This is a genomic window from Sphingomonas sp., assembly GCF_030145815.1.
Taxonomy (GTDB): Bacteria; Pseudomonadota; Alphaproteobacteria; order Sphingomonadales; family Sphingomonadaceae; genus Sphingomonas.
Genome location: NZ_JAIXHL010000014.1, coordinates 92,890 through 117,752 on the forward strand (window position 1 = coordinate 92,890; position 24,863 = coordinate 117,752).

Here is a 24,863-nt window from a genome sequence, read left to right on the forward strand (position 1 = left end):
GGTCAACCTGATCAACCGGTCAGGCCGCTGGCCGTGGCAAGGCCAAGAAACACCAGAAAGCCCATCGAATCGGTCGTCATCGTCACAAATACGGACGAGGCGACGGCCGGGTCGGCGCGGAAGCGGTCAAGCGTCAACGGCACCAGGACCCCGGCACAGCCGGCAATGACGATGTTGATCAGCATCGCTGTTGCGATCACGCCGCCGAGCAGCGCGTTCTGGAATACGAGGCCAACGCCCGTGCCCAGCACGGCGGCGATGGTCAGGCCGTTGAGCACCGCCACCTGAATTTCGCGGCGGATCGCGCGCAACGTGTTGGACTGAGTCAGCTGATTGGTGGCGAGCGCGCGGACCGTCACGGCCATCGTCTGCGTCCCCGCATTGCCGCCGACACCGGCCACGATCGGCATCAGTGCGGCGAGCGCGACCATCTTGGCGATCGTCCCTTCGAACAGGCCGATGATCGTGGCGGCGACCATGGCTGTGCCTAGATTGGCGACCAGCCAGCGGACCCGCACCTTGTACGAATCGACCACCGGTTCGTTGATGTCGCCTTCGCCCGCACCGGACAGCAGCAGCGCGTCCTCGCCCGCCTCTTCCTGAATGATGTGCACGACGTCGTCGACGGTGATCACCCCGACCAGCCGCCCCGAATCGTCGATGACGGCGGCGGAGATCAGCGCATATTTCTGGAAAATCAGCGCGACTTCCTCCTGATCCATCTCGACCGGGATCAGTGTCTGTTCGCGCTTCATCACGTCCGAGACCGACACCGATCGCGGCGTGCGCAAAATCCAGGACAGTGCGCAGGTGCCGACCGGATGGTGCGACGGATCGACGACGAAGATTTCCCAGAAATCGGTGGCGAGCTCCTCCTCGCCGCGCAAGAAGTCGAGCACGTCGCCGACGCTCCAATGCTCAGGCACCGCGATCAGCTCGCGCTGCATCAGGCGGCCGGCGGATTCCTCGGGGTAGGACAGCGCCTCTTCGATCGCGGCGCGATCGTCGGGGTCGAGCGCGCGGAGGACGGCGCGCTGGTCTTCCTCCTCCATGTCCTCGATGATCGCGACGGCGTCGTCGGTATCGAGTTCGGCGGCGATATCCGCGACTTCGTGCGGTTCGAGCGCCTCGATCAGCGCCTCACGCACCCAATCGTTCATCTCGGCGAGCACGTCGCCGTCGATCAGGCCGGAGATGGCGGCGGCGAGCGCCTGGCGCTGATCTGTCGGGGTCAGCTCGACCAGATCGGCGATGTCGGCCGGATGCAGCGGCTCGACCTTTTCGCGCACCGCTTCGACATCGCCCGCATCGACCAGGTCGAGGACCGTGCGCACGAATTCGGGCGACATCCGCTCCTGCGCGTCACGCTGTGGCGAATCGGGCGTGCCGGTCGCGATGTCGGTCTCGTCGTTCATCGAGCCTCCTGCGACTGCGCTGCCCCTTGCCTCCTCTAACGCGCTCGAATCGCGCTGCCAATCCGCCGTGGTGGCGATGCAATTTGCAACCGGTCCCGTGGCAGCCTAGGGGGAAGGTCAGATTGTTTCCCTTCTGGAGTATTTCTTTCGATGTCCGATCTTCCGACGCGCCTTGTCATGACGCTCGACAGCGGCGACGTGCACATCCAGCTGCGCCCCGATCTTGCGCCCAAGCATGTCGAGCGGATCGTCAAGCTGGCCGATAGCGGCTTTTATGACGGCGTCGTGTTCCACCGCGTCATCGCCGGGTTCATGGCGCAGGGCGGCGATCCGACCGGCACCGGCATGAGCGGGTCGAAGGAGCCTAACCTTCCGGCTGAATTCAGCCGCGAACCGCATGTCCGCGGCGTTTGCTCGATGGCGCGCACCAATGACCCGAACAGCGCCAATTCGCAGTTCTTCATCTGCCTCGACGACGCGACGTTCCTCGACGGTCAGTACACCGTGTGGGGCGTGGTGACCGAAGGCATGGAGCATGTCGACGCGCTCCCCAAGGGTGAGCCGCCGCGCAATCCGGGCAAGATCGTCTCGGCACGCAGCGAAGCGTGATCTGACGGCTTCGCGGTGACGGTGCCGGCCCGCTCCCCCACCCGGCCACCCATAGAATACACTGTCGTTGGGTGGCCGGGTGGGGGAGCGGGCCGGCACCGCAACTCAAGCGTTCACGCCGAGTTCAAACCGGAACCGCCAGGGGTTCGGACATGTTTGGTACCTCCATGACAATCCGACCCCTAGCGGCCGTGGCCGCAATCACCCTTCCGCTGACCCTGCCCGCTGCCGCGCAGCAGGGTACGCTGGCCCAGGTGCAGCAGCATCTGCGCGCGACGCAGACGATGACCGCCGCGTTCACCCAGACCGGCCGGTCGGGCAAGACGCTGAACGGCACGATGACGCTCAAGAAACCGGGCAAGATCCGGTTTCAGTATGAAAAGGGCGTCCCGCTGCTGATCGTTGCCGATGGCAGCGCCTTGTGGTTCATCGATTATTCGGTGCGCCAGGTTCAGCGCTGGCCGGTCAAGGATTCGCCGCTCGGCATCCTGATGAACCCGGATCGCGACGCGGCACGCTATGCCAAGGTCATTCCGACCGCCAATCCCGATGTGATCAGCGTCGAGGCGCGCGATCCCAAACGCCCGGAATATGGCCGCATTACCATGGTGTTCGCACGCAACGCGGCGGCGCCGGGCGGGCTGATGCTGCAGGGCTGGGTGGCGCTCGATGCACAGAACAACCGCACCACCGTGCGCCTGTCGAACCAGCGCTTCAACGCGCCGGTGAGCGACGGAGCGTTCCGCTGGAACGACCCGCGGAAAACCGGCGGTCGCCGCTGACATCTGCGTTCATGTTGGTGACAGCTTTGCCGCGCTAGAACCCATATTGCGGACGGGGCCTCGGGATTTTTCCCCCTGTTGCCCGAAGCACTACCCGTCCCGCCTGCGTGACGAACGCCAGGTCGGCCCTCGCTCCATGCCCCCGGAGCGGGGGCCTTTTGGTGTTTTGGTCAGAACATTCCTTCCCTGAGCTTGTCTCAGGGGAGGGGGACCGCCCGCGTAGCGGGTGGTGGAGGGGCGGCCGCGCAGGCGGCCGTGACCAGTTCGGCAAAATTCCGCCGTCTGATGACGGCGGCCCCTCCGTCAGCGCTGCGCGCTGCCACCTCCCCTGCGGGGCAGCGGAGGAATTGAAGATGCCCCGTAATTCTGGCGGGCATTGCCCCTGAGTGACGCTACCCCTAGATCACGCCCGCATGAAGATTGCCTCCTGGAATATCAACTCCGTCCGCTTCCGCATGGAAATCGTGGAACGCTTCCTGCGCGAGGAAGCGCCGGACGTGCTGTGCCTTCAGGAAACCAAGGTGATCGACGGCGATTTCCCGCACGGCCCCCTGCGCGCGCTGGGCTATGACCATATCGTCATCCACGGCCAGCGCATGCATCACGGCGTGGCGATCGTCAGCAAGGTACCGCTGGTCGAGGATGACCGGCTCGACTGGCAGGCCAATGGCGAGGCGCGGCATGTGGGCGTGCGGCTGCCCAACGGCGTGCGGCTCGAGAATGTCTATGTCCCGGCGGGCGGCGATATTCCCGACCGTGAGAAGAACCCGAAGTTCGGCCAGAAGCTCGACTTCGTCGAGCGGATGACGCGCTGGTCCGAAGGGCTCGGCAGCCTGCCCGTGATCGTCACCGGCGACTTCAACATCGCCCCGCTCGAATGCGATGTGTGGAGCCACAAGCAGTTGATCGACGTGGTCAGCCATACCCCGATCGAGGTCGAGGCGCTCGGGCGGCTGCAGGCGGCGAATGACTGGGTCGATCTTGGTCGCCGCTTCATCCCCGCGCCGGAGCGCTGCTTCACCTGGTGGAGCTATCGCGCCAAGGATTGGGCGGCGTCGGATCGCGGGCGGCGGCTCGACCATATGTGGGCGAGCGGCGATGTCGCGGCGCAGGCGACCGCACACCGCGTGTGCGAACCGTGTCGCGGCTGGCTGAAACCGTCGGATCATGTGCCGATTGTGACCGAGTTCGATTTTTGAGCGGGTCGGCCCCGAATCCGCGCGCGGCGGCGCATGCGATCGATGCGATGCGGCGCGGCTGGCCGTTCGCGATCCGGGGGACGACCGGTGCGTTGTCATTGTTGGCGGTGGAGACGGCAGACCCGGCGCGGCTGGCTGAGTTCGATCCCGAAATTTCGGCGCCCTTGCTGATTACCTCGGGCCGCGCGGTGACGCTGAAGCTCGCCAATCAGGCGGCGGCTGCGGTGCCGGATTCGCCCGTGATGATCGCGCGGCGGCCGTGGCTGGATTTCGACGCGGCGGTGGCGCTCGCCGATCCGCAGTTCGACCTGCGCGTCCCGCTCAAGGGGCCGTATCGCGCGATCCCCGCGACCGCGCCGGACGCGGCCGCCGCCGCGCTGCGCCTGGCGCGGATCGCCGGGTTGCTTCCGGCCTTTTTCGTGCGGGGCGAGGCGCTCGGCTACCGGATCGAGGATGCGATTACGCCGGGGGATATTCATGCGCATGAGGATCCCGCGCGGCTGCGGCTGGTGACGCGCGCGCGCCTGCCGGTAGTCGGCGCGGAGGATGCCGAGATCGTCGCATTCCGCACGCCTGAGTCGCCGGACGAACATGTCGCGCTGCTGATCGGTCAGCCCGACGGCACCCCGCCGCTGGTGCGGCTGCACAGCGAATGCCTGACCGGCGATGTGCTTGGGAGCCTGAAATGCGATTGCGGGCCGCAGCTGCACGCTGCAATCCGCGCGATTGCCGCGAGCGGCTGGGGCATCCTGCTCTATTTGCGGCAGGAAGGGCGCGGAATTGGGCTGATCAACAAGCTGCGCGCCTATGCGCTGCAGGATCAGGGGTTTGATACGGTCGATGCCAATACGCGGCTAGGCTTTGCGGTGGATGCACGCGATTTCGGCGTGGCGGCGCGGATGCTGACGCTGTTGGGGCAGACCCAGGTGCGGCTGTTGACCAATAATCCGGCCAAGGTGGCGGGTCTCGGGGCGGCTGGCGTCGCCGTGACAGAACGCGTGGCGCATCAACTGCCACCCAATCCGCATAATGCCGCCTATCTCGCGACCAAGCGCGATCGTACCGGGCACCAGCTTTAAGTGACATCGCCATTCTGACGTACGCGAGAGCCGGGGCGGCTCTGGAGAAATGTCACTGTGCCTATTGCGCAGGCAGCGCATCTTGCAGCCTAAAAATTAGGCAGCGCTTCGCATCTGCACAATTTTTTACCTTTCGGTAACATTCTCCCGGCGCCGAATCCCCGGAATCCAGCCTTTTTCGACTCTGGCACGCCCTTTGCTGAATGCTTCCCCGGGTCAAATGCGAAAGGGGGCGGAATGAAACTCGTCATCGCCATCATCAAGCCGTTCAAGCTGGATGACGTCCGGGAGGCGCTCACCGAGTTGGGCGTCGCGGGCATGACCGTGACCGAGGTGAAGGGGTTCGGGCGGCAAAAGGGCCAGACCGAAATCTACCGCGGCGCGGAATACAGCACCAACATGGTGCCCAAGCTCAAAATCGAAGTGGTCTGTGCCAGCGATCTGGCGGGCCGGGTGGTCGAGGCGATTCAGGCCGCGGCGAACACCGGCGCGATCGGCGACGGCAAGATCTTCGTGCTCGACGTCGGTCAGGCCGTGCGCATCCGCACCGGCGAAACCGACCAGACCGCGCTGTAACAAGGGGGTATCGATGAAAACTGCACTCAAACTGGCTGCAGGCGCGGGAGCCGCGCTGTTCGCGGCCATGCCCGCCTGGGCCCAGGACGCGGCGGCTGCCGCCGCGCCGACGCCCGACAAGGGCGACACCGCATGGATGATGACCGCGACCGTGCTGGTCATGGCGATGATCGTGCCGGGCCTCGCGCTCTTCTATGGCGGTCTGGTCCGCACCAAGAATATGGCATCGGTCCTGACCCAGGTGCTGGCGGTCGCGGCGTTCGCGATGCTGCTCTGGGTGATGTACGGCTATGCGCTGTCGTTCGGCGGTGACGCCAACAAGATCATCTCGACCGGCAAGTTCCTGCTCGCCGGCGTAACCGCCGACTCGACCGTCGCCACCTTCTCCGATGGCGTGGTCATTCCCGAATTCGTGTTCATCGCATTCCAGATGACCTTCTCCGCGATCACCGTCGCGCTGGTCATCGGCGGCCTGGTCGAGCGCATGAAGTTCAGCGCGCTGATGGTGTTCGCCGCGATCTGGTTGACGATCGTCTATTACCCGATCGCACACATGGTCTGGTATTTGGGTGGCACGGACGAAGCGACCGGTCTGATCTTCGGCTGGGGCGCGCTCGACTTTGCGGGCGGCACGGTGGTCCATATCAACGCGGGCGTCTCGGCGCTGGTCGGTGCGATCATCCTGGGCAAGCGCAAGGGCTATCCGACCGAGCGCATGGCGCCGCACTCGCTGACCATGACGCTGATCGGCACGGGTCTGCTGTGGGTGGGCTGGTTCGGTTTCAACGCTGGTTCGGCACTCGAAGCCAATGGCGCGGCGGGTCTCGCGCTGATCAACACCTTCGTCGCCACCGCTGCTGGCGTGCTGTTCTGGATGCTGACCGAGCGCGTGCTGGGTCACAAGGCGTCGCTGCTGGGCGCATGCTCGGGTGCGATTGCCGGTCTGGTCGCGGTCACCCCGGCGGCGGGTAACTCGGGTCCGTTCGGCGCGATCCTGCTTGGCGCGATTGCCGGTGTAGTCTGCGCAATCTTCGTCATCGCGATCAAGCCGAAGCTGAAGATCGACGAATCGCTCGACGCCTTCGGCATCCACGCTCTCGGTGGCATCATCGGTTCGGTCCTCACCGCCGTGACAATGCTTCCCGCGCTGGGTGGTCCGGGCGCAGCCGACTATGCACTGGGCCCGCAGCTGTGGATCCAGATCAAGTCGGTCGGCGTCGCGGTTGCCTGGGCGGCAATCGGTTCGGCGATCGCCTTTACCGTTGCCAAGGCTCTGACCGGCCTGCGCGTCAGCCCCGAAGTCGAGCAGGAAGGCCTCGACCTCGGCGAGCATGGCGAGCGCGCCTACAACTACTGATGAAATTGGGGCCGCACCCATGGCGGTGCGGCCCCTCACGATGTTCCTCCTGCGGACGACTGGGCCGGTGCGAAAGCGCCGGCCCGTTTTTTATGCGAGGTCGGCCTTCACGAAATCCGCGCAGCGCTCGCCGATCATGATGCTCGGCGCATTGGTGTTGCCGCCGATCAGCCGCGGCATGATCGAGGCGTCGGCGAGATAGAGCCCCTCGACCCCGCGCACGCGCAGCTGCGGGTCGCACACCGCGTCCGCATCCGATCCCATTCGGGCAGTGCCGACCGGGTGATAGATCGTGTCAGCCCGCGCGCGGATCAGCCGCTCCAGCGTGGCATCGTCGTCGAACGGGTAGCGGTCCTTGCCCCCGAACGCAGCGAGCGGCTCCTGCTCCAGAATGCGGTACATCATCCGCGTTCCCTTCATCAGCCCGGCCAGATCGCGCGGGTCCGACAGGAATCGTGGATCGATCAGCGGCGCCGCGCGCGGATCGGGCGACTTGAGCCGCACCGTCCCGCGGCTCTCGGGGCGCAGGACGCAGGCGTGGCAGCTGAACCCATGTGCCTTGACCTTCGCGCGACCATGATCCTCGACGATCGCGATCAGGAAATGGAGCTGGATGTCGGGCACCTCCAGCGCCGGATCGCTTTTCAGGAACGCCCCGCCCTCGGCATAGGGTGAGGTCATCATGCCGCTGCGGTTGCGGAACCAGCGCCACATCCCGCCCAGCCCGGCGAGCGATCCGCGCAGCGAGCGGCCGAGGAAGTCGTAACCCGGCGTCTCGAACGCCGCGACATAATCGAGATGGTCCTGAAGGTTGCCGCCCACCTCGGGCCGGTCGATCCGGACCTGAAGCCCCATTTCCTTGAGATGCGCGGCGGGGCCGATGCCTGAGAGCATCAGCGTCTGCGGCGTGCCGAACACGCCGCCGGCCATCACCACGGCGCGGCGGGCGCGGATCATCTTCGTCTGCCCGCCGCGTGAATAGGCAACGCCCCACACGCGCCCCTCCTCGAACAGCACGCGCTCGACCGTCGCGTCGCAGATGATCTCGAGGTTCGGGCGTTCCTTCAGATAGCCGCGTGCGGCGGTCCAGCGCTCGCCATCCTTCTGCGTCACCTGATAGACGCCGATCCCCTCTTGCCGCGCGCCGTTGAAATCGGCGTTGCGCGGGATCTGCAACGCCGCCCCCGCCTCGATGAAGGCGCGCGTGCCGGGGTGGACGAAGCTCTGATCACTGACATGGAGCGGGCCGTCGCCGCCGTGGAAAGCGTCCGCGCCATGTTCATTGGCCTCGCTCCGCTTGAACACCGGCAGAACGTCGTCCCAGCTCCAGCCGGGGCAGCCGAGCCGCGCCCAGTTATCATAGTCCCACGGCACGCCGCGAATGTAGAGCATCGCGTTGATCGCGCTCGACCCGCCCAAGCCCCGACCGCGCGGCTGATAGCCCCGCCGCCCGTCGAGCCCCGGCTGCGGCACGGTTTCATACGCATAGTTGGTCGCGGGGGTCTGCATCGCGATGCCGCCGGGCATCAGGGTGCGGAAGCTGGTGTTACGCCCGCCCGCTTCGAGCACCGCGACGCTATACTTGCCGTCCTCGCTCAGCCGGCCTGCTGCGGCGCTCCCGCCGGATCCGGCTCCGATGACGACGATATCTGCTTCGTCCACGCTGTCCCCGCCTTTTCCCGCGCCTCCCAGCGCGCCTTGATTATCTCGGATGTATCGCGACTGCCGTCGTGGCTCCAGCCGGGCGGCGCGATCATATACATGAGGCGCGCGTGCCAGTTCGGGGCAGCCCACACGTCCTGCGCGATCCCCCACCATTCGTGGAAGGCGGCGCGGATCAGGTTGAAGTCGGGCAGGTTCTTGACGATGCCATAGCGGGGCCGGTCGTCGTCGCGCTCGGCCTCGAACGTGCCGAACATGCGGTCCCAGATGATGAAGACGCCCGCATAATTCTTGTCGAGATAGCGCGGGTTGGTCGCGTGGTGGACGCGGTGGTGCGACGGGGTGTTCATCACCGCCTCGAACCAGCGCGGCATGCGCCCGATCACCTCGGTATGGATCCAGAACTGATAGACCAGGTTCAGCCCTGCGACGAAGAACACCATCGCCGGCGGAAATCCGATCAGGAACAGCGGCAGGCGGAAGATGAAGCCCAGGCTGAAGAACCCGGTCCAGGTCTGCCGCAGCGCGGTGGACAGGTTATAATGCTGGCTGCTGTGGTGGATGACATGGCTCGCCCAGAACCAGCGCACGCGATGGGCCGAGCGGTGGAAGACATAGTAAGCGAGGTCGTCAAGCACGAAGGCGAGGACGAACCAGTACCAGGCATAGCCGATGTCGAAGAGGCGGAACTGGTGGACCCACACCGCCATCGCGAAGACGAAACCGCCTGCCAGCACGCCCGCGATCGTGCTCCCGAATCCGAGCATGAGCGAGGTCAGCGTATCGCGCGGGCAATAGCGGCTGCGATCCTTGAGCCGCGCGACCACCATCTCCGCCAGCACGAGCAGGACGAAGGCCGGGACGGCTAGGTCGACCGGATTCGGCAGGTTGGGCATCCTCGCTCCTTACACGAATGTAAATAAGCGCGTCGGCCCATCCATAGCAAGGGTCAGGTGAGTGTCTCGGCGAACGCCCGTGCCGCTTCGGCATCGGCAACGGTGATGCGCAACACGGTGCCGGGCTGCAGCTCCAGTGCGAGCTTCGTGCCATCGGCCTCGGGATGCGCCATGACGATGCGCGCGGACTTGAACCGGGTTGCCCGATGCCGCGCGCCGAGCGGCTCGATCACCACCAGGTCGCCCGGGCCGCTTGCCACTGCGGCGCGCCCGCCATCGGCGGCGACGACGCCGACGCGGCCCTCGAATCCGGACACCAGCGCCTCGGCCATCCGGATGGCGTCGTCTCCGTCGGCAAGTGCCTGCGTGCCACCCAGCCGGAGCATCCGGGCAACTCCCGCCAGCGCCAGCACGGCGCCGAGCGACCCGGCGGCAAGCCACCAGTTCATCGCGTCAGGCCTTGCCCGCCAGCGTGTCGAGCATCGGGCGCAAGCCGGTAAGGTCATATCCGGCCTGGGCCGCCTTGGTCACCAACGTCTGGGGATCGGTGCCGCGACTGGCTTCGGCGAGCGCCCAAAGGTTGGTCGAGCGTGTGCCGGAGCGACAATAGGCGAAGACCGGGCCGCCCGCGCCGTCGATCGCGGCGCGCATCGCCTCGACCTGCGGCATCGAAAAGCCGGCATGGGTCACGGGGATCGCGTGGTAGGACAGGCCCAGCGTCTCTGCGACCGCGCGGATCGCGTCGCCCGATGGCTGGCCGGGCTCTTCTTCGTCCGGACGGTTGTTGACGATCGCCTTGAAGCCCGCGCGCGCCAGTTCGGTGACATCGGCGGGGCTGATCTGGGGGGAGACGGAGATGGTCTCGTCGATCGTGCGCATTCAGGCTGCCTCGTGGATCACTTGCAGGAAGGCATCGCCATAGTCCGCCAGCTTGCGCGCGCCAATGCCCGGAATGCGTGACAGGTCGGCAAGTGTCGCGGGCCGCTTCGCCGCCATCTCGCGCAGCACCGAATCGTGGAAGATGACATAGGGCGGCACGGCGGCGGCCTGTGCCAGCGTCCGGCGCTTGTCGCGCAGTGCCTCGAACAGCGGATCGCCGACCGGGTTCGGCAGGCCGCCGCTGCTGGCACCCCGGCGACGGCGTTCGCGCTTGGGCGGGACGACCAGGTCGAGCGTGGCTTCGCCCTTCAGGATCGGGCGCGCGCCGGGGCCGAACTCGAGGCCGCCATGCGGGTTGGTGCGCAGCGCATCGCGCAGCAGCAAGGCGCGGCCGACCGGCTTGATCAGCGCCGCCTCATCCCCTTCGACGATCCCCCACACCGACAGCGACTCATGCCCGTTCATCAGGCTGCGCTCGCTCGACTGACCGGTCAGCACCTGCTCGATATAGGTCGCGCCGAAGCTCTGGCCGGTGCGGAACACCGCGGAGAGATATTTCTGCGCGGTCACGCTGGCGTCGATCGCCTTGGGCGCTTCGAGGCAATTGTCGCAATTGCCGCAGGTCGCGGGCGGATCCTCGCCGAAATGGCGCAGCAGGATTGCGCGGCGGCATCCGGCGGTCTCGACCAGCGCGCCCAGTGCGCTGAGGCGCGCGCGCTCGCCCGGCTGGCGCTCCGGCTCGACCTCGCCGATCCGCTGACGGGCGCGGGCGAAATCGTCGGCACCCCAGTAAAGCTGTGCCACCGCCGGGTCGCCGTCGCGGCCGGCGCGGCCGGTTTCCTGATAATAGCCCTCGATCGACTTGGGCAGGCCGGCATGGATGACGAAGCGGACGTCGGGCTTGTCGATGCCCATGCCGAACGCGACCGTGGCGACGATCACCATGTCCTCGCTCGCCACGAACGCGGCCTGGTTGCGGCGGCGCACCGCAGGGTCGAGCCCGGCATGATAGGGCAGGACGGGGCGCCCGCCCGCGGCGAGCTTCTCCGCCAGCTGTTCGACGCCCTTGCGGGTCTGGGCATAGACAATGCCGGGGCCGGACTGGGTGGCGATGAAATCGGCGACCTGGCGGGGGACATTGTCGCGCGGCGCGATATTGTAGCGGATATTGGGACGGTCGAACCCAGCGACGATCAGCCCGTCTTCGGCGATGCCGAGCTGGTTCAGAATATCGGCACGGGTGTGTGCGTCCGCGGTGGCGGTCAGCGCAAGGCGAGGGACGTCGGGGAAGGCGTCCATCAACGGGCGCAGCAGGCGGTAATCGGGGCGGAAGTCATGCCCCCATTCGCTCACGCAATGCGCTTCGTCGATTGCGAACAAGGCGAGCGGGGCCGAGCGCAGCAGGTCGCGGAAGCTGCTGTTCGACGCGCGTTCGGGTGCGACATAGAGCAGGTCGAGGTCGCCGTTGCGGAAGCGCTCGATCGTCTCCGCGCGATTCTCGTCCACGCTGGTCAGCGTGGCGGCGCGGATGCCGACCGCTTCGGCGGCGCGCAACTGGTCGTGCATCAGCGCGATCAGCGGGGAGATGACGACGCAGGTGCCGTCGAGCATCGTCGCGGGCAGCTGATAGGTCAGCGACTTGCCCGCACCGGTCGGCATCACCGCCAGCGTGCGCTGTCCCGCGAGCACGCGATCGACCACCTGCCGCTGGACGCCGCGAAAATCTGGAAAGCCGAAAAGCGTGTGCAGAACGTCGCGTGGATCACTCATGCGGCGGGGATATAGCCAGTCTCCACCAGAAATGCGCGTAAACCCGCCGGATAATCGGGATATTCGATCAGCTGCCCCTCCGGACACTCGCCATCTTCGCTGCGTTCAACCTTGCACCGGTCGGGCCAGGTCGCCGGCTCCTTGCGATATTCGGTGAGGATGACCGGCCACACCGCGTCGAGCGTCCCGAGCCGTGCGGCGGCGGCGGCCCAGGCGGCGCACGCGCCATTGGGATAGTCCTCTGCCATGCACGCCTTGCGTGCGCTGGCGGCGGCCTTTTCGAAGATCTTGGCAAAGCGCGGTTCGGCCGAAACGTCGCGCACCGCGCCGTCGACCACGTTCAGCACCTTGGGCGGCGCAACGCTCGCGGCATAGCTTTCAAAGGCATAGAGGAAGCGGTCGTCGCTCACCACGATGTCGCGCGTTCCGTCGCCATCCACATCCTTTGGCCAGCCGATCTCGGCCCCGTCATAGCCGCCCAGATCGGCGACCGTGAGCGCGTCGCCTGCGGGCGTGACCACGCGCATCCGCTGACAGCAATGCATGCCGCCGGTATAGTCCTGAAAGAAGGCGACGACCGGGCCGTCCTTCGACAGGCGGCCGAGCATCAGGATATTCTGCATCGGCGACCCGTCGAGCTTGACGCTCGCCCCGTCGGCGCGGGTGATCGTCAGCACCGGGTCGACATCGCCGTCTTCGCATTCCTCGCCCAGCGGGGCGCACTGGACGCGCTCGAACACGGCGGTGAGGTCGCCGAGGCGATAGACCTTGCGCCCCTCGCCCATCGTCCATTCGATCCGCTGGCCGTCGCGGACCAGCTTGCCGGGAGATGCGGCTGCGCCGAGCATGAGGGCGGCCGCGATCAGACTGAGCAGGCGTAGCATCAAGCGATTGTCCTCCGTGGCCGGATCGCTACCATTCGTCCCGATGCACGGCAATCGGGAGGCGGGTGATGGAATCTGACGCGATTCGCGACAATGCGGAGCAAAGCCGGTTCGAGGTCATGGTGGATGGTCATCTTGCGCATGCCGATTACCGCCTCAAGGGCGACATCATCACCTTTACCCACACGATCGTCCCGCCCGCGCTGGAGGGACGGGGCATTGCCAGCGCGCTGATCCGCCACGCGCTGGACGCGGCCCGGACACGCGGGCTGCGCGTGGTGGCGAAATGCACCTTCGTCTCCGCCTATATCCGCAAGCATCCCGAATGGGCAGACCTGCTACTCGACGTCCAGGGTTAGGCCCGGCAGGGCTCGCCATTGGTCAGAACATGGGTGCATAGCTGCGCTTGCGCACTGTCGTCTGCATCGAGCGCAGCGACCGCGACCCAGCCCTCGCTGCGCCAATGCGCCGCTGTCTCGGCATCGGTGCCGAATGGCAGGAACAGGCGACGCCGCTCCGCCGGGGCGAGTCCTGCGTCGAGCAGGGGGTCGGCATAGAGGGAGAAGCCGACCGCCGGTTCCTCACCCTGCGCGCCCAGCACCGAATAGCTGCCGCCGCGCCCGATCTCACCGCGCACACCGCGCGCGAATAGCGAGAAGCCGATCCAGCTCTGATATTCGAAGCCATGGCGCTCGGTCGGGTCGAGCGTCAGCGCGGCTTTGCCCGCTACCGCCTGCGCCACCGCCTCCAGCCCGTCGAGCCGGGTGGAAAGCGCGCCGCCGGTGTCATGCGCACGCAGTCGCGCGATTGCCGCATCGAACGGCCCGGCCGCTTCGATCAGCGGCAAGAAGGCCGGGTCGATCGCGGCGACTGCGGCGGCATCCTTGGCGTCGAGGGCTGCGCGGAGGGCAGTGAGCTGCTCGGCTGCCATCGTTGGGGCGAGCTGCTCGACCAGATCGGGCAAGGTGAAGTCGATCGCGAGGCCGGGGACACCCGCCGCTTCCAGCGCCGCGACCGCCACGGACACGATTTCGCGCACCGCTGCGATACTGTCGCGCCCGATCAGCTCGCACCCGATCTGACGCATCGCGCGCTCGGGGCGCAGTTCGCTTGCGCGCAGTTTGAGCACCTGTCCGGCATAGGACAGGCGGACGGGGCGCGGGTGGTGCGCCATGCGCGTCGCGGCAATGCGACCGACCTGCGCGGTAATGTCGGGCCGAATCGCCAGCGTGCGGCGCGAGACGGGATCGGTGAAGCGCACTGCATCCTTGCCGCTCGCCGCCTTGAGCCGCTGGCCCAGCGACTCCTCGAACTCGGCAAGGGGCGGATCGACCCGCTCATAGCCATGAAGCCGCGCGACATCGAGTACGCGCGATTCAAGGGTCGCCGCCGCGTCGGCGAGCGGGGGCAGGCGGTCGTGGAATCCTTCGGGAAGTAGTCCGTTCATGCCCGCCCCCATAAGCGCGTCAGAACTTGAGCGCCATCGCGGTCTTCACGCCCGGGAGCGCACGGACGCGCGCGACCAGCTCCGGCGTCACCGCTTCGTCGACCGACAGCAGCAGCACCGCTTCGCCACCGGCATCGCGGCGGCCGAGGTGGAAGGTGCCGATGTTCACGCCAGCGTCGCCCAGCGCGGTGCCGATGCGGCCGATAAAGCCGGGTGCGTCCTCGTTGACGACATAGAGCATGTGCCCGGCCAGATCGGCCTCGACCTTGATCCCGAACAGCTCGACCAGGCGCGGTTCACGGTTGTTGAACAGCGTGCCCGCGACCGAACGCTCGCCCGAGTCGGTCTTCACCGACACGCGGATCAGCGTGTGGTAATCGCCCTCCTTCTCGGTCTTGACCTCACGCACCTCGATCCCGCGCTCCTTGGCGAGGAAGGGGGCGTTGACCATGTTGACCGTGTCGGTCTGGGTGCGCAGGAACCCGGCGAGCACCGCACTGACAATCGGCTTCTGGTTGACCTCGGTCGCCGCGCCCTCGCTGTGGATCGACACGCGCGGGATATCGCCATGGGTGAGCTGGCCGACCAGGCTGCCGAGCTTTTCGGCGAGCGCCATGTAGGGCTTGACCCGCGGCGCTTCCTCGGCGGTCAGGCTGGGGACGTTGAGCGCGTTGGTGACGCCGCCATTGACGAGGTAGTCGGCCATCTGTTCGGCGACCTGGATCGCGACATTGACCTGTGCCTCGCTGGTCGATGCGCCCAGATGCGGGGTGGCGACGAAGTTCGGGGTGCCGAACAGCGCATGTTCCTTGGCCGGTTCGGTGACGAACACGTCGAGCGCTGCGCCCGCGATATGGCCGCTGTCGAGCAGCTCCTTGACCGCCGCCTCATCGACCAGCCCGCCGCGTGCGCAGTTGATGATGCGGACACCCTTCTTGGTCTTGAGCAGGTTCTCGCGGCTCAGGATGTTGCGCGTCTGGTCGGTCAGCGGCGTGTGCAGCGTGATGAAGTCGGCGCGGGCGAGCAAGCCGTCCAGCTCGACCTTCTCGACCCCCAGTTCGACCGCGCGTTCGGGCGACAGGAACGGGTCGAACGCGATGACCTTCATCTTGAGGCCCAGCGCGCGGTCGGCGACGATCGACCCGATATTGCCTGCGCCAATCAGGCCCAGCGTCTTGCCGGTCACTTCGACACCCATGAAGCCGTTCTTCGGCCACAGCCCCGCCTGGGTCTGGGCGTTCGCTTCGGGCAGCTGGCGGGCGAGCGCGAACATCAGGGCGATGGCGTGTTCGGCGGTGGTGATCGAATTGCCGAACGGAGTGTTCATCACCACCACGCCCTTCGAGGACGCGTAGGGGATGTCGACATTGTCGACGCCGATGCCGGCGCGGCCGATGACCTTAAGGTTCGTCGCCGCGTCGATGATGTCCTTCGTCGCCTTGGTCGAGCTGCGGATGGCAAGGCCGTCATACTGGCCGATGATCGCCTTCAGCTCATCCGGCGTCTTGCCGGTGATCTCGTCCACCTCGACCCCGCGCTCGCGGAAAATCTGGGCGGCCTTGGGGTCCATTTTGTCGCTGATGAGTACCTTGGGCATGGAATGTCTCCGTCGCCCCGGGGAAGGCCGGGGCCGATAAGTTTGGGAATGCAACAGGGCGGCCCCGGCCTGCGCCGGGGCGACGATTATGCGGCCTTCGCGGTGGCGTAAGCCCAGTCGAGCCAGGGGCCGAGCGCTTCGATATCGGCGGTGTCCACCGTCGCGCCGCACCAGATGCGCAGGCCCGCCGGGGCGTCGCGGTATCCGGCGACGTCATAGGCGGCGTGTTCCGCCTCGAGCAGCGCGGCGAACTTCTTGATGAAGGCTTCGTCGGCACCCTCGACGGTCAGGCATACGCTGGTGGTCGAGCGGATCGACTCGTCCGCCGCCAGATTGCCGAGCCAGTCGCGTTCCGCGACCAGCTTTTGCAGCGCGGCAGCATTGGCATCGCTGCGCGCGATCAGGCCGTCGAGCCCGCCCAGACCCTTGGCCCATTCCAGCGCGAAGATCGCGTCCTCGACCGCCAGCATGCTCGGCGTGTTGATCGTCTCACCCTTGAACACGCCCTCGGCCAGCTTGCCCTTGGCCATCAGGCGGAACACCTTGGGCAGCGGCCAGGCCGGGGTGTAGGTTTCGAGGCGTTCGACTGCGCGCGGGCCGAGGATCAGGACGCCATGGCCGCCTTCGCCGCCCAGCACCTTCTGCCAGCTAAAGGTCGCGACATCGATCTTGTCCCACGGCAGGTCGTACGCGAACACCGCACTGGTCGAATCGGCGAAGGTCAGGCCTTCGCGGCCGTCGGGGATCCAGTCGCCATTGGGCACGCGCACGCCGCTGGTGGTGCCGTTCCAGGTGAACAGCACGTCGGTCGACCAGTCGATCTGCGACAGGTCGGGCAGCTGGCCATAATCGGCGCGGATAATCGTCGGATCGAGCTTGAGCTGCTTGGCCGCATCGGTGACCCAACCTTCACCGAAGCTTTCCCAGGCGAGCGTGGTCACGCCGCGCGCGCCGAGCATGGTCCACATCGCCATCTCGAACGCGCCGGTATCCGACCCGGGAACGATGCCGATGCGGTGCGTGTCGGGCAGGCGCAGCATCTCGCGCATCAGGTCGATGCAATAAGCCAAGCGGGTCTTGCCAAGCTTCGAGCGGTGCGAGCGTCCGAGAACCTCGGTCGCGAGCTTGGCGGCGTCCCAGCCCGGAGGCTTGGCGCAGGGACCCGAAGAAAAATGGGGGCGAGCCGGCTTGGTCGCGGGCTTGGAAGCGGACGCAATTGTGGCGTCGGCGGCAGTCAAATCAGTCATGTCAGTCTCTCCTCGCAGAGAGCACGCGCGGCGTTGGGACCGCGTGGCCCGTCGGCGGCCCTAACGATGGGCGGCGGCAAGTCAAGCGAATCAAGGTAACCGATGTTACCTTCGGCTGGCCTGTTTGGACGATCTGGACTTCCCCCACTTCGAGCCTAATCTGCTGCATTCAGGGGGATTTCATGGATGAATTTCGGGACCCGACGTCTGTCGGAAAGGTCGCACGCGGGGCGTTGATTTGCTGGTTGGTCGCATCGGCGATCTATTGCGGGGGTGCGGTATTCTCGATTGTCGGGATCACGGCTTATCAGAATGGATCATCTTCCCCGCTTGCCGACCTTGAGACCGTCGATCTCGTTTCGATCGTCACGAGCGGTATCTATCTTGTCGCCGAACTCGTTTGTGTGGTGGTGATCGGACGCTGGATCTACCGCGTGAACAAAAATGCCTGGCAGATCAGCGATGCGATGACGGTGTCGCCCGGATGGAGCGTCGGATTCTTTTTCATCCCGATCCTCAACCTGTTTCGCCCGTTCGCCGGCCTGCGCGAAACGTGGCAGGTCAGTCATGCACCGGCCGATGCGCAGGACGTGCCCGTGCCAGCGATCATGCGCCTGTGGTGGGCGGGCTGGCTAATCCTCGGCGTCTTCGGTCAACTGTCCTTCCGCCTGAGCCTGCGCGCGGAAACGCTGGAGGATCTGCTCGAAGTGGCATGGGTGGATATCGTCGCGACCCCGTTTGATTTTATCACGGGCTTGGCACTGCTCTGGATCGTCCGCCGCCTGACCGAAACGCAAAGCCATTTGCGCGACCACACAGTGTTCGAATAATCGCCGGTTAACCATAATGGGTTAGTGGGGGCTATGGTCATGCGTAGCCTTCTCATCCTGTCGTTGCCTCTGTTGCTCGCCGGATGCCTGTTGGGGGGCGGGGACGACCGCGCGCCATCGCGCGCACCGGTGCGGCCTGATCCGCGCGGGCCGGTGACGCTGGACCTGCCGACCAGCCGCGAGACGCAGCAATGCTATGCCGATCTGTCGCGCGCGCAGGTTCGGTTCAGCCCGCTGCCGGATCGCGATTATGGCGGCGGATGTCAGGTGATCGGCGCGGTGCAGCTGATCGATGTCGGGATTCCCGTGTCTGGGCTGAAGGCGATGCGCTGTCCGCTGGCGCGCACCTTTATCGCGTGGATGCGCCATGCCGCCGTGCCCGCCGCGCGGGAGATTCTGGGCGGTGAGCTGGTGCGGGTAGAAACCTATGGCACCTATTCGTGCCGCGGCATCGTCGGCGGGAGCGCTGCGTCATCGCTCAAGGTGTCCGAACATGGCCTCGGCAATGCGGTCGATGTCGCCGCGTTCGTGCTGCGCGACGGGCGCAAGATCAGTGTGCTGGGCGATTGGAGCGGTGGCACGGTGGAGGAGCGCGAATTCCTGCGCGTGGTCCACAAATCGGCCTGCCGGCGCTTCACCACGGTGCTGGGGCCGGAGTATAACAGCGCGCACGCGAACCATTTCCATTTCGACATGGGCGGCAAGTCGTTCTGCCGTTGACGCTCGGCGCTTTGCGTCGCCGCCGAAACCCGCTAATCCCGCGCCAATGACAGACCAGAAAGTGCCGTCGCGCGTCTTTGCCCGCGCGAGCCAGGATGCGGAGACCGCGCGAACCGCCGTCTCCACCCCCCAGACCGAACACCCGGCCTACCGCCTCGCTTTTCAGGACATGGAGTTCCTGTTGCGCGAGGATCTGCGCCCGGTGCGGTTCCAGCTTGAGCTGCTGAAGCCCAGCCTGTTGATGGACGAGGCGAAGATCGCGTCGCTGTTCGTCATCTATGGCTCGGCCCGCATCCCCGAGCCGGCCAAGGCGCAGGCGTTGCTCGACCTTGCCACCGACGACCAGTCGCGCCGGATTGCCGAGCGGCTGATCGAAAAGTCGAAATATTATGACGTGGCGCGCGAACTCGCCGCGCTCGCCAGCTGCTATCCGCTCGATGAGAATGGCGACCGCCACTTCGTCGTCACCTCGGGCGGCGGCCCATCGATCATGGAGGCAGCGAATCGCGGCGCGGCGGAGAAGGGCTGCGAATCGGTCGGGCTCAACATCGTGCTGCCGCATGAGCAGGCGCCGAACGCATATGTCACCCCGTCGCTCAGCTTCCAGTTCCACTATTTCGCGCTGCGCAAGATGCATTTCCTGCTGCGCGCGCGCGCGGTCGCGGTGTTCCCGGGCGGGTTCGGCACGTTCGACGAATCGTTCGAGCTGCTGACGCTGATCCAGACCGGCAAGATCGCGCCGATCCCGGTGCTGTTCTACGGCAAGGACTTCTGGACTCGCGTCGTCAATTTCGAGGCGCTGGTGGAGGAGGGCGTGATCAGCCCGCGTGACCTGAAACTGTTCCACTTCTGCGAGACCGCGGAAGAGGGGTGGGAGATCGTCCAGAAATTCTGGGAAGACCGGAAGGGATAAAGAAAAAGGGGCGGCCCATCGGACCGCCCCTTTTTCGTACGCCCAGTCGCGGCGGATTACTCCTTCTTCGCGGCTTCCGTCGCAGCAGCCGGATCGACCGACGGCGCGCCCGATGCCGGGGTACCGGCATTGCCCATTTCGGTCGGCGTGATCGCGTTCTCGGTCGCCGCTTCGCCACCCTCGGCCGGGGCTGCTTCGGGGGCCGGGAGCGGCAGGTTCGACCCCTGCGCGTTCATATAGGCGATGACGTTGGCGCGTTCCTGCGGGTCCGACAGACCGGCAAAGGTCATCTTGGTGCCTGCGGCGTATTTGCGCGGGCTGGCAAGCCATGCGTCCATCCCGGCGAAGTCCCAATTGCCCGGAACTGCCTTCAGCGCGTCCGAATAGGCGAAGCCGGCGACATGGCCGTGCGGCTTGCCCAGCGCATTCCACAGATTGGGGCCGACGCCATTGGGGCCGCCCTGGGTGATCGAATGGCATGCCGCGCACTTGGCGAACGATGCCTGACCCTTGGCGACATCGGCCTTGGCCAGACGGTTGGCGATCGGCTCGACCGCGGCAGCACCGCCTTCACCCTCGGCACCATCCGCGCTTTCGACCGGATAGCCTTCCTTTTCGGGCTTTCCGCTGTGGTAGATCATGCCGCTGGCGATCGACAGGCCGAGCGCCGAGGCACAGCCGAACAGGACCCAGCCTGCGATCGTGTTCATGCGATTGTCCATGTGCGCCCGTTCTGCCCCGTGTTGATCTTGGCCGGGTTCTTTAGTCGGGCCTTTGGTTTGCCGCAACCCGGGCTTGCCGCAAGTTGATCGCGCGGTTACGCGCACGCGCCAATGGACAATTTCGCCGCCCCCGCCCGCCCGATCGTTGAACGCATGACGCAGGCCGCTCTGGCCGAGCCCAAGCGCGCGGTCGCGTTTCAGGGCGCGCCGGGCGCAAATTCGCATATGGCGGCGCTCGAAGCCTTTCCGACCGGGCTGCCCTTGCCCTGTTTCAGCTTCGAGGATGCGATCGACGCGGTGCGCGACGGACGCGCCGATTGCGCGATGATCCCGATCGAAAATTCGCTGCACGGCCGCGTGGCGGACATCCACTTCCTGCTGCCCGAATCGGGGCTGGTGATCATCGGGGAGCATTTCCTCCCAATTCGCTATGCGCTGATGGGGCTAGGCGCCCGCACCGGAGTGCGTCAGGCGATGAGCCATCCGCAGGCGCTGGGCCAGTGCCGCCACTGGCTGAAGGCGCAGGGGATTGCGCCCTTGTCCTATCCCGACACCGCCGGGGCCGCCGCCGTGGTGGCAGAGGCGGGCGATCCGGAAGTCGCCGCGCTCGCCCCGCCGGGCGCCGCCCCGCTCTATGGCTTGACGGTGTTCGACAGCGACGTGGCCGACGCCGACCACAATATGACCCGCTTCGTCATGCTGGCGCGCAGCGCGCCGCCGCTGCGCGACCATGGGCCGTACATGACCACCTTTGTGTTTGAGGTGAAGAATATCCCCGCCGCGCTGTACAAGGCGCTGGGCGGCTTTGCGACCAATGGCGTCAACATGACCAAGCTCGAAAGCTACCAGCGCGGCGGCAGCTTTGCGGCGACCGAATTCTATTGCGACATCGTCGGCCGCCCCGGCGACGCGGCGGTCGACCGCGCGCTGGAGGAACTCAAGTTCCACACCAAGTCGATGCGGGTGCTCGGCACCTACCCCCAGGCGCGCGCGCGGCCCGAGTAACTTACCGCTCGCGCGTCGCCATGAACTTCACCTTGGAATAGCGGTCGGCGATATAGCCGACTTCCCAGGCCGATTTGGCGAGGAAGACGGGGTTGCCGTCGCGGTCCTTGGCCATGGCGGTGCGGTTCAAGTCCATGAACTCCTTCAGATCGGCTGTCTCACCGCCGACCCAGCGTGCCGTATCGAACGGCGCCGGTTCTAGGACGGCGCCGACCTTGTATTCGGCATCGAGGCGGCTGAGCAGCACTTCGAGCTGAAGCTGTCCGACCACGCCGATGATCCAGTTCGACCCGATTTCGGGGTAAAAGACCTGGATCACGCCCTCTTCGGACAGGTCATCAAGTGCCTTGCGCAGCTGCTTGGTCTTGGTCGGATCCTTGAGCACCACGCGTCGCAGGATTTCGGGCGCGAAATTGGGCAGGCCGGTAAAGCGTACCCCCGCCTTTTCCGACAACGTGTCACCGACGCGCAGCGTGCCGTGGTTGGGGATGCCGATGATGTCGCCCGGGAATGCTTCGTCGGCCAGTTCGCGCTGCTGGGCAAAGAACATGATCGGCGAATGGATCGCGATCGGCTTGCCATGGCCGCTCGGCGTCAGCTTCATGCCGCGCTTGAAGGTGCCGGACACGAGCCGCATGAACGCGATGCGGTCGCGGTGGTTGGGGTCCATGTTCGCCTGAACCTTGAACACAAATCCGGTGACTTCGGGATTGTCCGGCGCGACCGGCGCGGGTTCGGCGGGCAAGGCGTGCGGCGGCGGCGCGTGGCGCGCGATCGCGTCGATCAGCGAATCGACCCCGAACTCCTTGAGCGCCGACCCGAAATAGACCGGGGTCAGGTCGCCATTGCGATAGGCGTCGCCGTCGAACGCCGCATAGCCGGCCAGGCCCAGCTCGGCCTCTTCGCGCACCTTGGCGAGCGTCTGCGCCGAGATCAGCGAATCGAGCTGCGGATCGTCGAGCCCGCTGGTCTGCACCACTTTGCCCTGGAATTCGCGGCTGTCGCCCTCGGGCAGCAGCAGGCGGTGATCGACCAAGTCATAGATGCCCTCAAACTGCCCACCCATGCCGACCGGCCAGGTCATCGGGGCGACGTCGAGCGCGAGCAGGTCGGCGATCTCGTCGAGAATCTCGAACATCTCGCGGCCTTCGCGATCGACCTTGTTGACGAAGGTGATGATCGGCACGTTGCGCAGCCGGCACACTTCGAACAGCTTGCGCGTCTGGCTCTCGATACCCTTGGCCGCGTCGATCACCATCACCGCGGAATCGACCGCGGTCAGCGTGCGATAGGTGTCCTCCGAAAAGTCTTCGTGGCCCGGCGTGTCGAGCAGGTTGAAGGTCACCCCGTCGCGCTCGAACGTCATCACCGAGCTGGTCACCGAAATGCCGCGCTGCTGCTCGATCTTCATCCAGTCCGATCGCGCGCGCCGCGCCTGGCCGCGCGCCTTGACCTCGCCGGCCAAATGGATCGCGCCGCCGAACAGCAGCAGCTTTTCGGTCAGCGTGGTCTTGCCGGCGTCAGGGTGAGAGATGATCGCAAAGGTGCGGCGATCGGGAATCGAATTGTCGGGCATCGCGGCCCTCTAGCGGTAAGTGCGCGACGAATCGAGCCTCAACCCCGCCGCTTCTTCGACCGCCGCCGCTCACGCTCCAGCATGACGATCCGTTCGAAGCACGCCATGACCTGATCGCGCGGGTGGCGGCGCTCGATCCGGCGCAGGCGGAAATGGACGTGCGCCATTTTCTGATAATAGCGGGTGAAGACGGTGTTGATCGCCGCCGCCGCCGCCGCGCTGACCACCGGGGCGGCGCGCGCGGCGAGGGTCTGGCCCATGGTCCGCCCCATCCGTGGCACCACCGCACCGATCACGCCCGAGATCGACTGGTGGCTGAGCGCAATCCGCCCGGCCCATAGCCCGGTGTCGGTCGCGTCGTCGTCGGTCAGCGGACCGCCGAGCCCGAACACCGCGATGCACTGGGCGCGCACCTCGGGATCGTCGATATCCTCGCCATAATGCGCCGCGATCTGCTGGATCGAACGCAGGATCAGCGTGGTGGTGACGGCGAGATCCACCAACGTCGTGCCGACCCCGCCCAGCCCACCGAGTGCGCCCGTGAACCCGGCGGCGAAACGGTGAAATCCCTCAGCGTTCTTGACCGGGCGGGTGTCGCCCGGCGCGCGGCGATTGGACTTGTTGGTGCGGAAGGCAAAGGCATAGCTCTGGCGCAGCGCGAGATCGAGCATGCCCTGTAACTTGGCTTCCCAATCGTCGGGCAGCCATTCGATCACGTTGTCGGCCTGTTTCCCCGCCTGTTTGGCGAGGTTCATCAGCACGCTGCCCGCATCCTCATGAAATTCGGCAATGGCGAGCAGTTCGACGAGGTCGTCCTCGCCGAATGCCGCGCATGCATTGCCGGGATCGATCGACTCCACCCGCCTGTCCCCCCGGGCAGACAGGCTATTGGTTAACGCGGCGATAGCAAGGGGCGCAGCGGGGTCGATCCCGCCGTGGGACCCCGATTATCCCTCGCGGTGCACCGCGAACCCGGCGAAATCCTGGTTCACGGGCATCAGCTCAAGCCGGTTGATATTGAGATGTGGCGGCAGCGTTGCGACCCACAGCAAGGTCTCGGCGATGTCCTCCGGCGTCATCGGGTTTACCCCGGCATAGAGCCGGTCCGACGCCGCCTTGTCGCCGCCGGTGCGCACGGTCATGAACTCGGTCTCGACCATCCCCGGCTCGATCGAGGTGACGCGCACCCCGGTGCCGTGCAGATCCGCGCGCAGGGCAAGGCTGAAATGGTTCACGAACGCCTTGGTGCCGGCATAGACATTGCCCGCCGGATAGATATAGCTGCCCGCGACCGAGCCCAGGTTGATGATCGCGCCGCGCCGCTCGATCAGCATTGGCAGCAATTTGTGCGTGATCGACATCATCGCGGTGACGTTGGTGTCGACCATCGTCTTCCAGCTATCGAGATCCGCGTCCTGCGCCTTTTCAAGACCCCGCGCGAGCCCGGCATTGTTGATCAGCAGGTCGATGCTGGCGAAGGGTTCGGGCAGCGACGCAAGTGCAGCATCGCGTGCAGCCTCGTCGCGAATGTCGAACTCCAGCGTGTGGACGGTATCGCGCTTCAGCGCCGCCAGCCGATCCGCGCGGCGACCCGTCGCAACGACATGCCAGCCCGAGTCGGCAAAGGCATGCACCGCCGCTTCGCCAATCCCCGCAGTCGCGCCGGTGATAAGTACGGTTGGCATGGACCTGTTCCTC

At 66.2% G+C, this 24,863-nt stretch carries 25 protein-coding genes; 11 read left to right on the plus strand and 14 right to left on the minus strand.

The annotated features are described in order from the left end of the window. Nucleotides 1-11: 11 nt before the first annotated feature. Entirely contained in the window at nt 12-1,415 is a 1,404-nt protein-coding gene (gene mgtE, locus KYX69_RS13930; protein ID WP_300498351.1) for a magnesium transporter, read from the minus strand. Between the two features lie 150 nt (nt 1,416-1,565). Here mgtE and KYX69_RS13935 point away from each other — a divergent pair, with 150 nt between their 5' ends. The 6 genes from KYX69_RS13935 (at nt 1,566) to KYX69_RS13960 (ending at nt 7,017) form a co-directional block, all read left to right on the plus strand. After that, nucleotides 1,566-2,024, plus strand: coding sequence for a peptidylprolyl isomerase (locus KYX69_RS13935; protein ID WP_300498353.1), 459 nt, complete (start codon nt 1,566-1,568; stop codon nt 2,022-2,024). A gap of 167 nt (nt 2,025-2,191) precedes the next feature. Next, nucleotides 2,192-2,806, plus strand: coding sequence for an outer membrane lipoprotein carrier protein LolA (locus KYX69_RS13940; RefSeq protein ID WP_300498354.1), 615 nt, complete (start codon nt 2,192-2,194; stop codon nt 2,804-2,806). A gap of 413 nt (nt 2,807-3,219) precedes the next feature. Next, nucleotides 3,220-4,005, plus strand: a complete 786-nt coding sequence (locus tag KYX69_RS13945) for an exodeoxyribonuclease III (RefSeq protein WP_300498356.1) — start codon at nt 3,220-3,222, stop codon at nt 4,003-4,005. A gap of 47 nt (nt 4,006-4,052) precedes the next feature. Beyond that, complete coding sequence (gene ribA / locus KYX69_RS13950) at nt 4,053-5,084, plus strand: GTP cyclohydrolase II (protein ID WP_300498422.1); 1,032 nt, start codon at nt 4,053-4,055, stop codon at nt 5,082-5,084. Between the two features lie 237 nt (nt 5,085-5,321). Continuing rightward, on the plus strand, nt 5,322-5,660 hold the full coding sequence (locus KYX69_RS13955) for a P-II family nitrogen regulator (protein ID WP_294015687.1): 339 nt from the start codon (nt 5,322-5,324) through the stop codon (nt 5,658-5,660). A gap of 13 nt (nt 5,661-5,673) precedes the next feature. Beyond that, nucleotides 5,674-7,017 (plus strand): ammonium transporter, encoded by a 1,344-nt coding sequence (locus tag KYX69_RS13960; RefSeq protein WP_300498358.1) that lies wholly within the window; start codon nt 5,674-5,676, stop codon nt 7,015-7,017. Nucleotides 7,018-7,107: 90 nt separating this feature from the next. Here KYX69_RS13960 and KYX69_RS13965 read toward each other — a convergent pair whose 3' ends face one another. The 6 genes from KYX69_RS13965 to KYX69_RS13990 are packed head-to-tail and all read right to left on the minus strand — an operon-like array spanning nt 7,108 to nt 13,108. After that, nucleotides 7,108-8,679, minus strand: coding sequence for a GMC family oxidoreductase (locus tag KYX69_RS13965; RefSeq protein WP_300498360.1), 1,572 nt, complete (start codon nt 8,677-8,679; stop codon nt 7,108-7,110). Beyond that, nucleotides 8,613-9,575, minus strand: coding sequence for a sterol desaturase family protein (locus KYX69_RS13970; RefSeq protein WP_300498361.1), 963 nt, complete (start codon nt 9,573-9,575; stop codon nt 8,613-8,615). The genes KYX69_RS13965 and KYX69_RS13970 overlap by 67 nt, the downstream gene beginning before the upstream one ends. 53 nt (nt 9,576-9,628) lie before the next feature. Continuing rightward, a complete protein-coding gene (locus KYX69_RS13975) occupies nt 9,629-10,024 on the minus strand; it encodes a hypothetical protein (protein WP_300498363.1) in 396 nt (131 codons plus the stop codon). Nucleotides 10,025-10,028: 4 nt separating this feature from the next. Continuing rightward, nucleotides 10,029-10,454, minus strand: coding sequence for a TIGR01244 family sulfur transferase (locus KYX69_RS13980; RefSeq protein ID WP_300498364.1), 426 nt, complete (start codon nt 10,452-10,454; stop codon nt 10,029-10,031). After that, complete coding sequence (gene recQ, locus KYX69_RS13985; RefSeq protein ID WP_300498366.1) at nt 10,455-12,224, minus strand: DNA helicase RecQ; 1,770 nt, start codon at nt 12,222-12,224, stop codon at nt 10,455-10,457. It abuts the gene before it with no gap. After that, a complete protein-coding gene (locus KYX69_RS13990) occupies nt 12,221-13,108 on the minus strand; it encodes a hypothetical protein (RefSeq protein ID WP_300498368.1) in 888 nt (295 codons plus the stop codon). The genes recQ and KYX69_RS13990 overlap by 4 nt, the downstream gene beginning before the upstream one ends. Before the next feature lie 68 nt (nt 13,109-13,176). On the opposite strand from KYX69_RS13990, the gene KYX69_RS13995 reads away from it, so the two are divergent. After that, nucleotides 13,177-13,467: a GNAT family N-acetyltransferase gene (locus KYX69_RS13995; protein ID WP_300498369.1), complete on the plus strand. Its 291-nt coding sequence runs from the start codon at nt 13,177-13,179 to the stop codon at nt 13,465-13,467. On the opposite strand, the gene KYX69_RS14000 is transcribed toward KYX69_RS13995, so the two are convergent. From KYX69_RS14000 to KYX69_RS14010, 3 genes are all read right to left on the minus strand, one after another. After that, on the minus strand, nt 13,464-14,555 hold the full coding sequence (locus tag KYX69_RS14000; protein WP_300498371.1) for an ATP phosphoribosyltransferase regulatory subunit: 1,092 nt from the start codon (nt 14,553-14,555) through the stop codon (nt 13,464-13,466). The genes KYX69_RS13995 and KYX69_RS14000 overlap by 4 nt on opposite strands. Before the next feature lie 19 nt (nt 14,556-14,574). Beyond that, entirely contained in the window at nt 14,575-16,152 is a 1,578-nt protein-coding gene (gene serA, locus KYX69_RS14005) for a phosphoglycerate dehydrogenase (RefSeq protein ID WP_300498373.1), read from the minus strand. Between the two features lie 86 nt (nt 16,153-16,238). Further along, on the minus strand, nt 16,239-17,399 hold the full coding sequence (locus KYX69_RS14010) for a phosphoserine transaminase (RefSeq protein WP_300498375.1): 1,161 nt from the start codon (nt 17,397-17,399) through the stop codon (nt 16,239-16,241). A gap of 245 nt (nt 17,400-17,644) precedes the next feature. On the opposite strand from KYX69_RS14010, the gene KYX69_RS14015 reads away from it, so the two are divergent. From KYX69_RS14015 to KYX69_RS14025, 3 genes are read left to right on the plus strand one after another with little or no spacing between them, the layout of a single operon-like run. After that, nucleotides 17,645-18,229, plus strand: coding sequence for a DUF4328 domain-containing protein (locus KYX69_RS14015; protein ID WP_300498377.1), 585 nt, complete (start codon nt 17,645-17,647; stop codon nt 18,227-18,229). Between the two features lie 39 nt (nt 18,230-18,268). Continuing rightward, nucleotides 18,269-18,949 carry an extensin family protein gene (locus KYX69_RS14020; RefSeq protein WP_300498379.1) on the plus strand — a complete coding sequence of 227 codons (681 nt, stop codon included), beginning with the start codon at nt 18,269-18,271 and terminating at the stop codon, nt 18,947-18,949. Nucleotides 18,950-18,995: 46 nt separating this feature from the next. Beyond that, nucleotides 18,996-19,862: an LOG family protein gene (locus KYX69_RS14025; RefSeq protein WP_300498380.1), complete on the plus strand. Its 867-nt coding sequence runs from the start codon at nt 18,996-18,998 to the stop codon at nt 19,860-19,862. Between the two features lie 56 nt (nt 19,863-19,918). On the opposite strand, the gene KYX69_RS14030 is transcribed toward KYX69_RS14025, so the two are convergent. Then, a complete protein-coding gene (locus KYX69_RS14030; RefSeq protein WP_300498382.1) occupies nt 19,919-20,584 on the minus strand; it encodes a cytochrome c family protein in 666 nt (221 codons plus the stop codon). Nucleotides 20,585-20,695: 111 nt separating this feature from the next. Between KYX69_RS14030 and KYX69_RS14035 the strand changes: the two genes are divergently transcribed. Then, on the plus strand, nt 20,696-21,589 hold the full coding sequence (locus KYX69_RS14035; RefSeq protein ID WP_300498384.1) for a prephenate dehydratase: 894 nt from the start codon (nt 20,696-20,698) through the stop codon (nt 21,587-21,589). Between the two features lies 1 nt (nt 21,590). On the opposite strand, the gene KYX69_RS14040 is transcribed toward KYX69_RS14035, so the two are convergent. The 3 genes from KYX69_RS14040 to KYX69_RS14050 form a co-directional block, all read right to left on the minus strand. Further along, complete coding sequence (locus KYX69_RS14040; RefSeq protein WP_300498385.1) at nt 21,591-23,165, minus strand: peptide chain release factor 3; 1,575 nt, start codon at nt 23,163-23,165, stop codon at nt 21,591-21,593. Between the two features lie 38 nt (nt 23,166-23,203). Then, a complete protein-coding gene (locus KYX69_RS14045; RefSeq protein ID WP_300498386.1) occupies nt 23,204-24,025 on the minus strand; it encodes an EcsC family protein in 822 nt (273 codons plus the stop codon). A gap of 87 nt (nt 24,026-24,112) precedes the next feature. Next, nucleotides 24,113-24,850 carry an SDR family NAD(P)-dependent oxidoreductase gene (locus KYX69_RS14050; RefSeq protein ID WP_300498388.1) on the minus strand — a complete coding sequence of 246 codons (738 nt, stop codon included), beginning with the start codon at nt 24,848-24,850 and terminating at the stop codon, nt 24,113-24,115. Nucleotides 24,851-24,863: the final 13 nt, after the last annotated feature.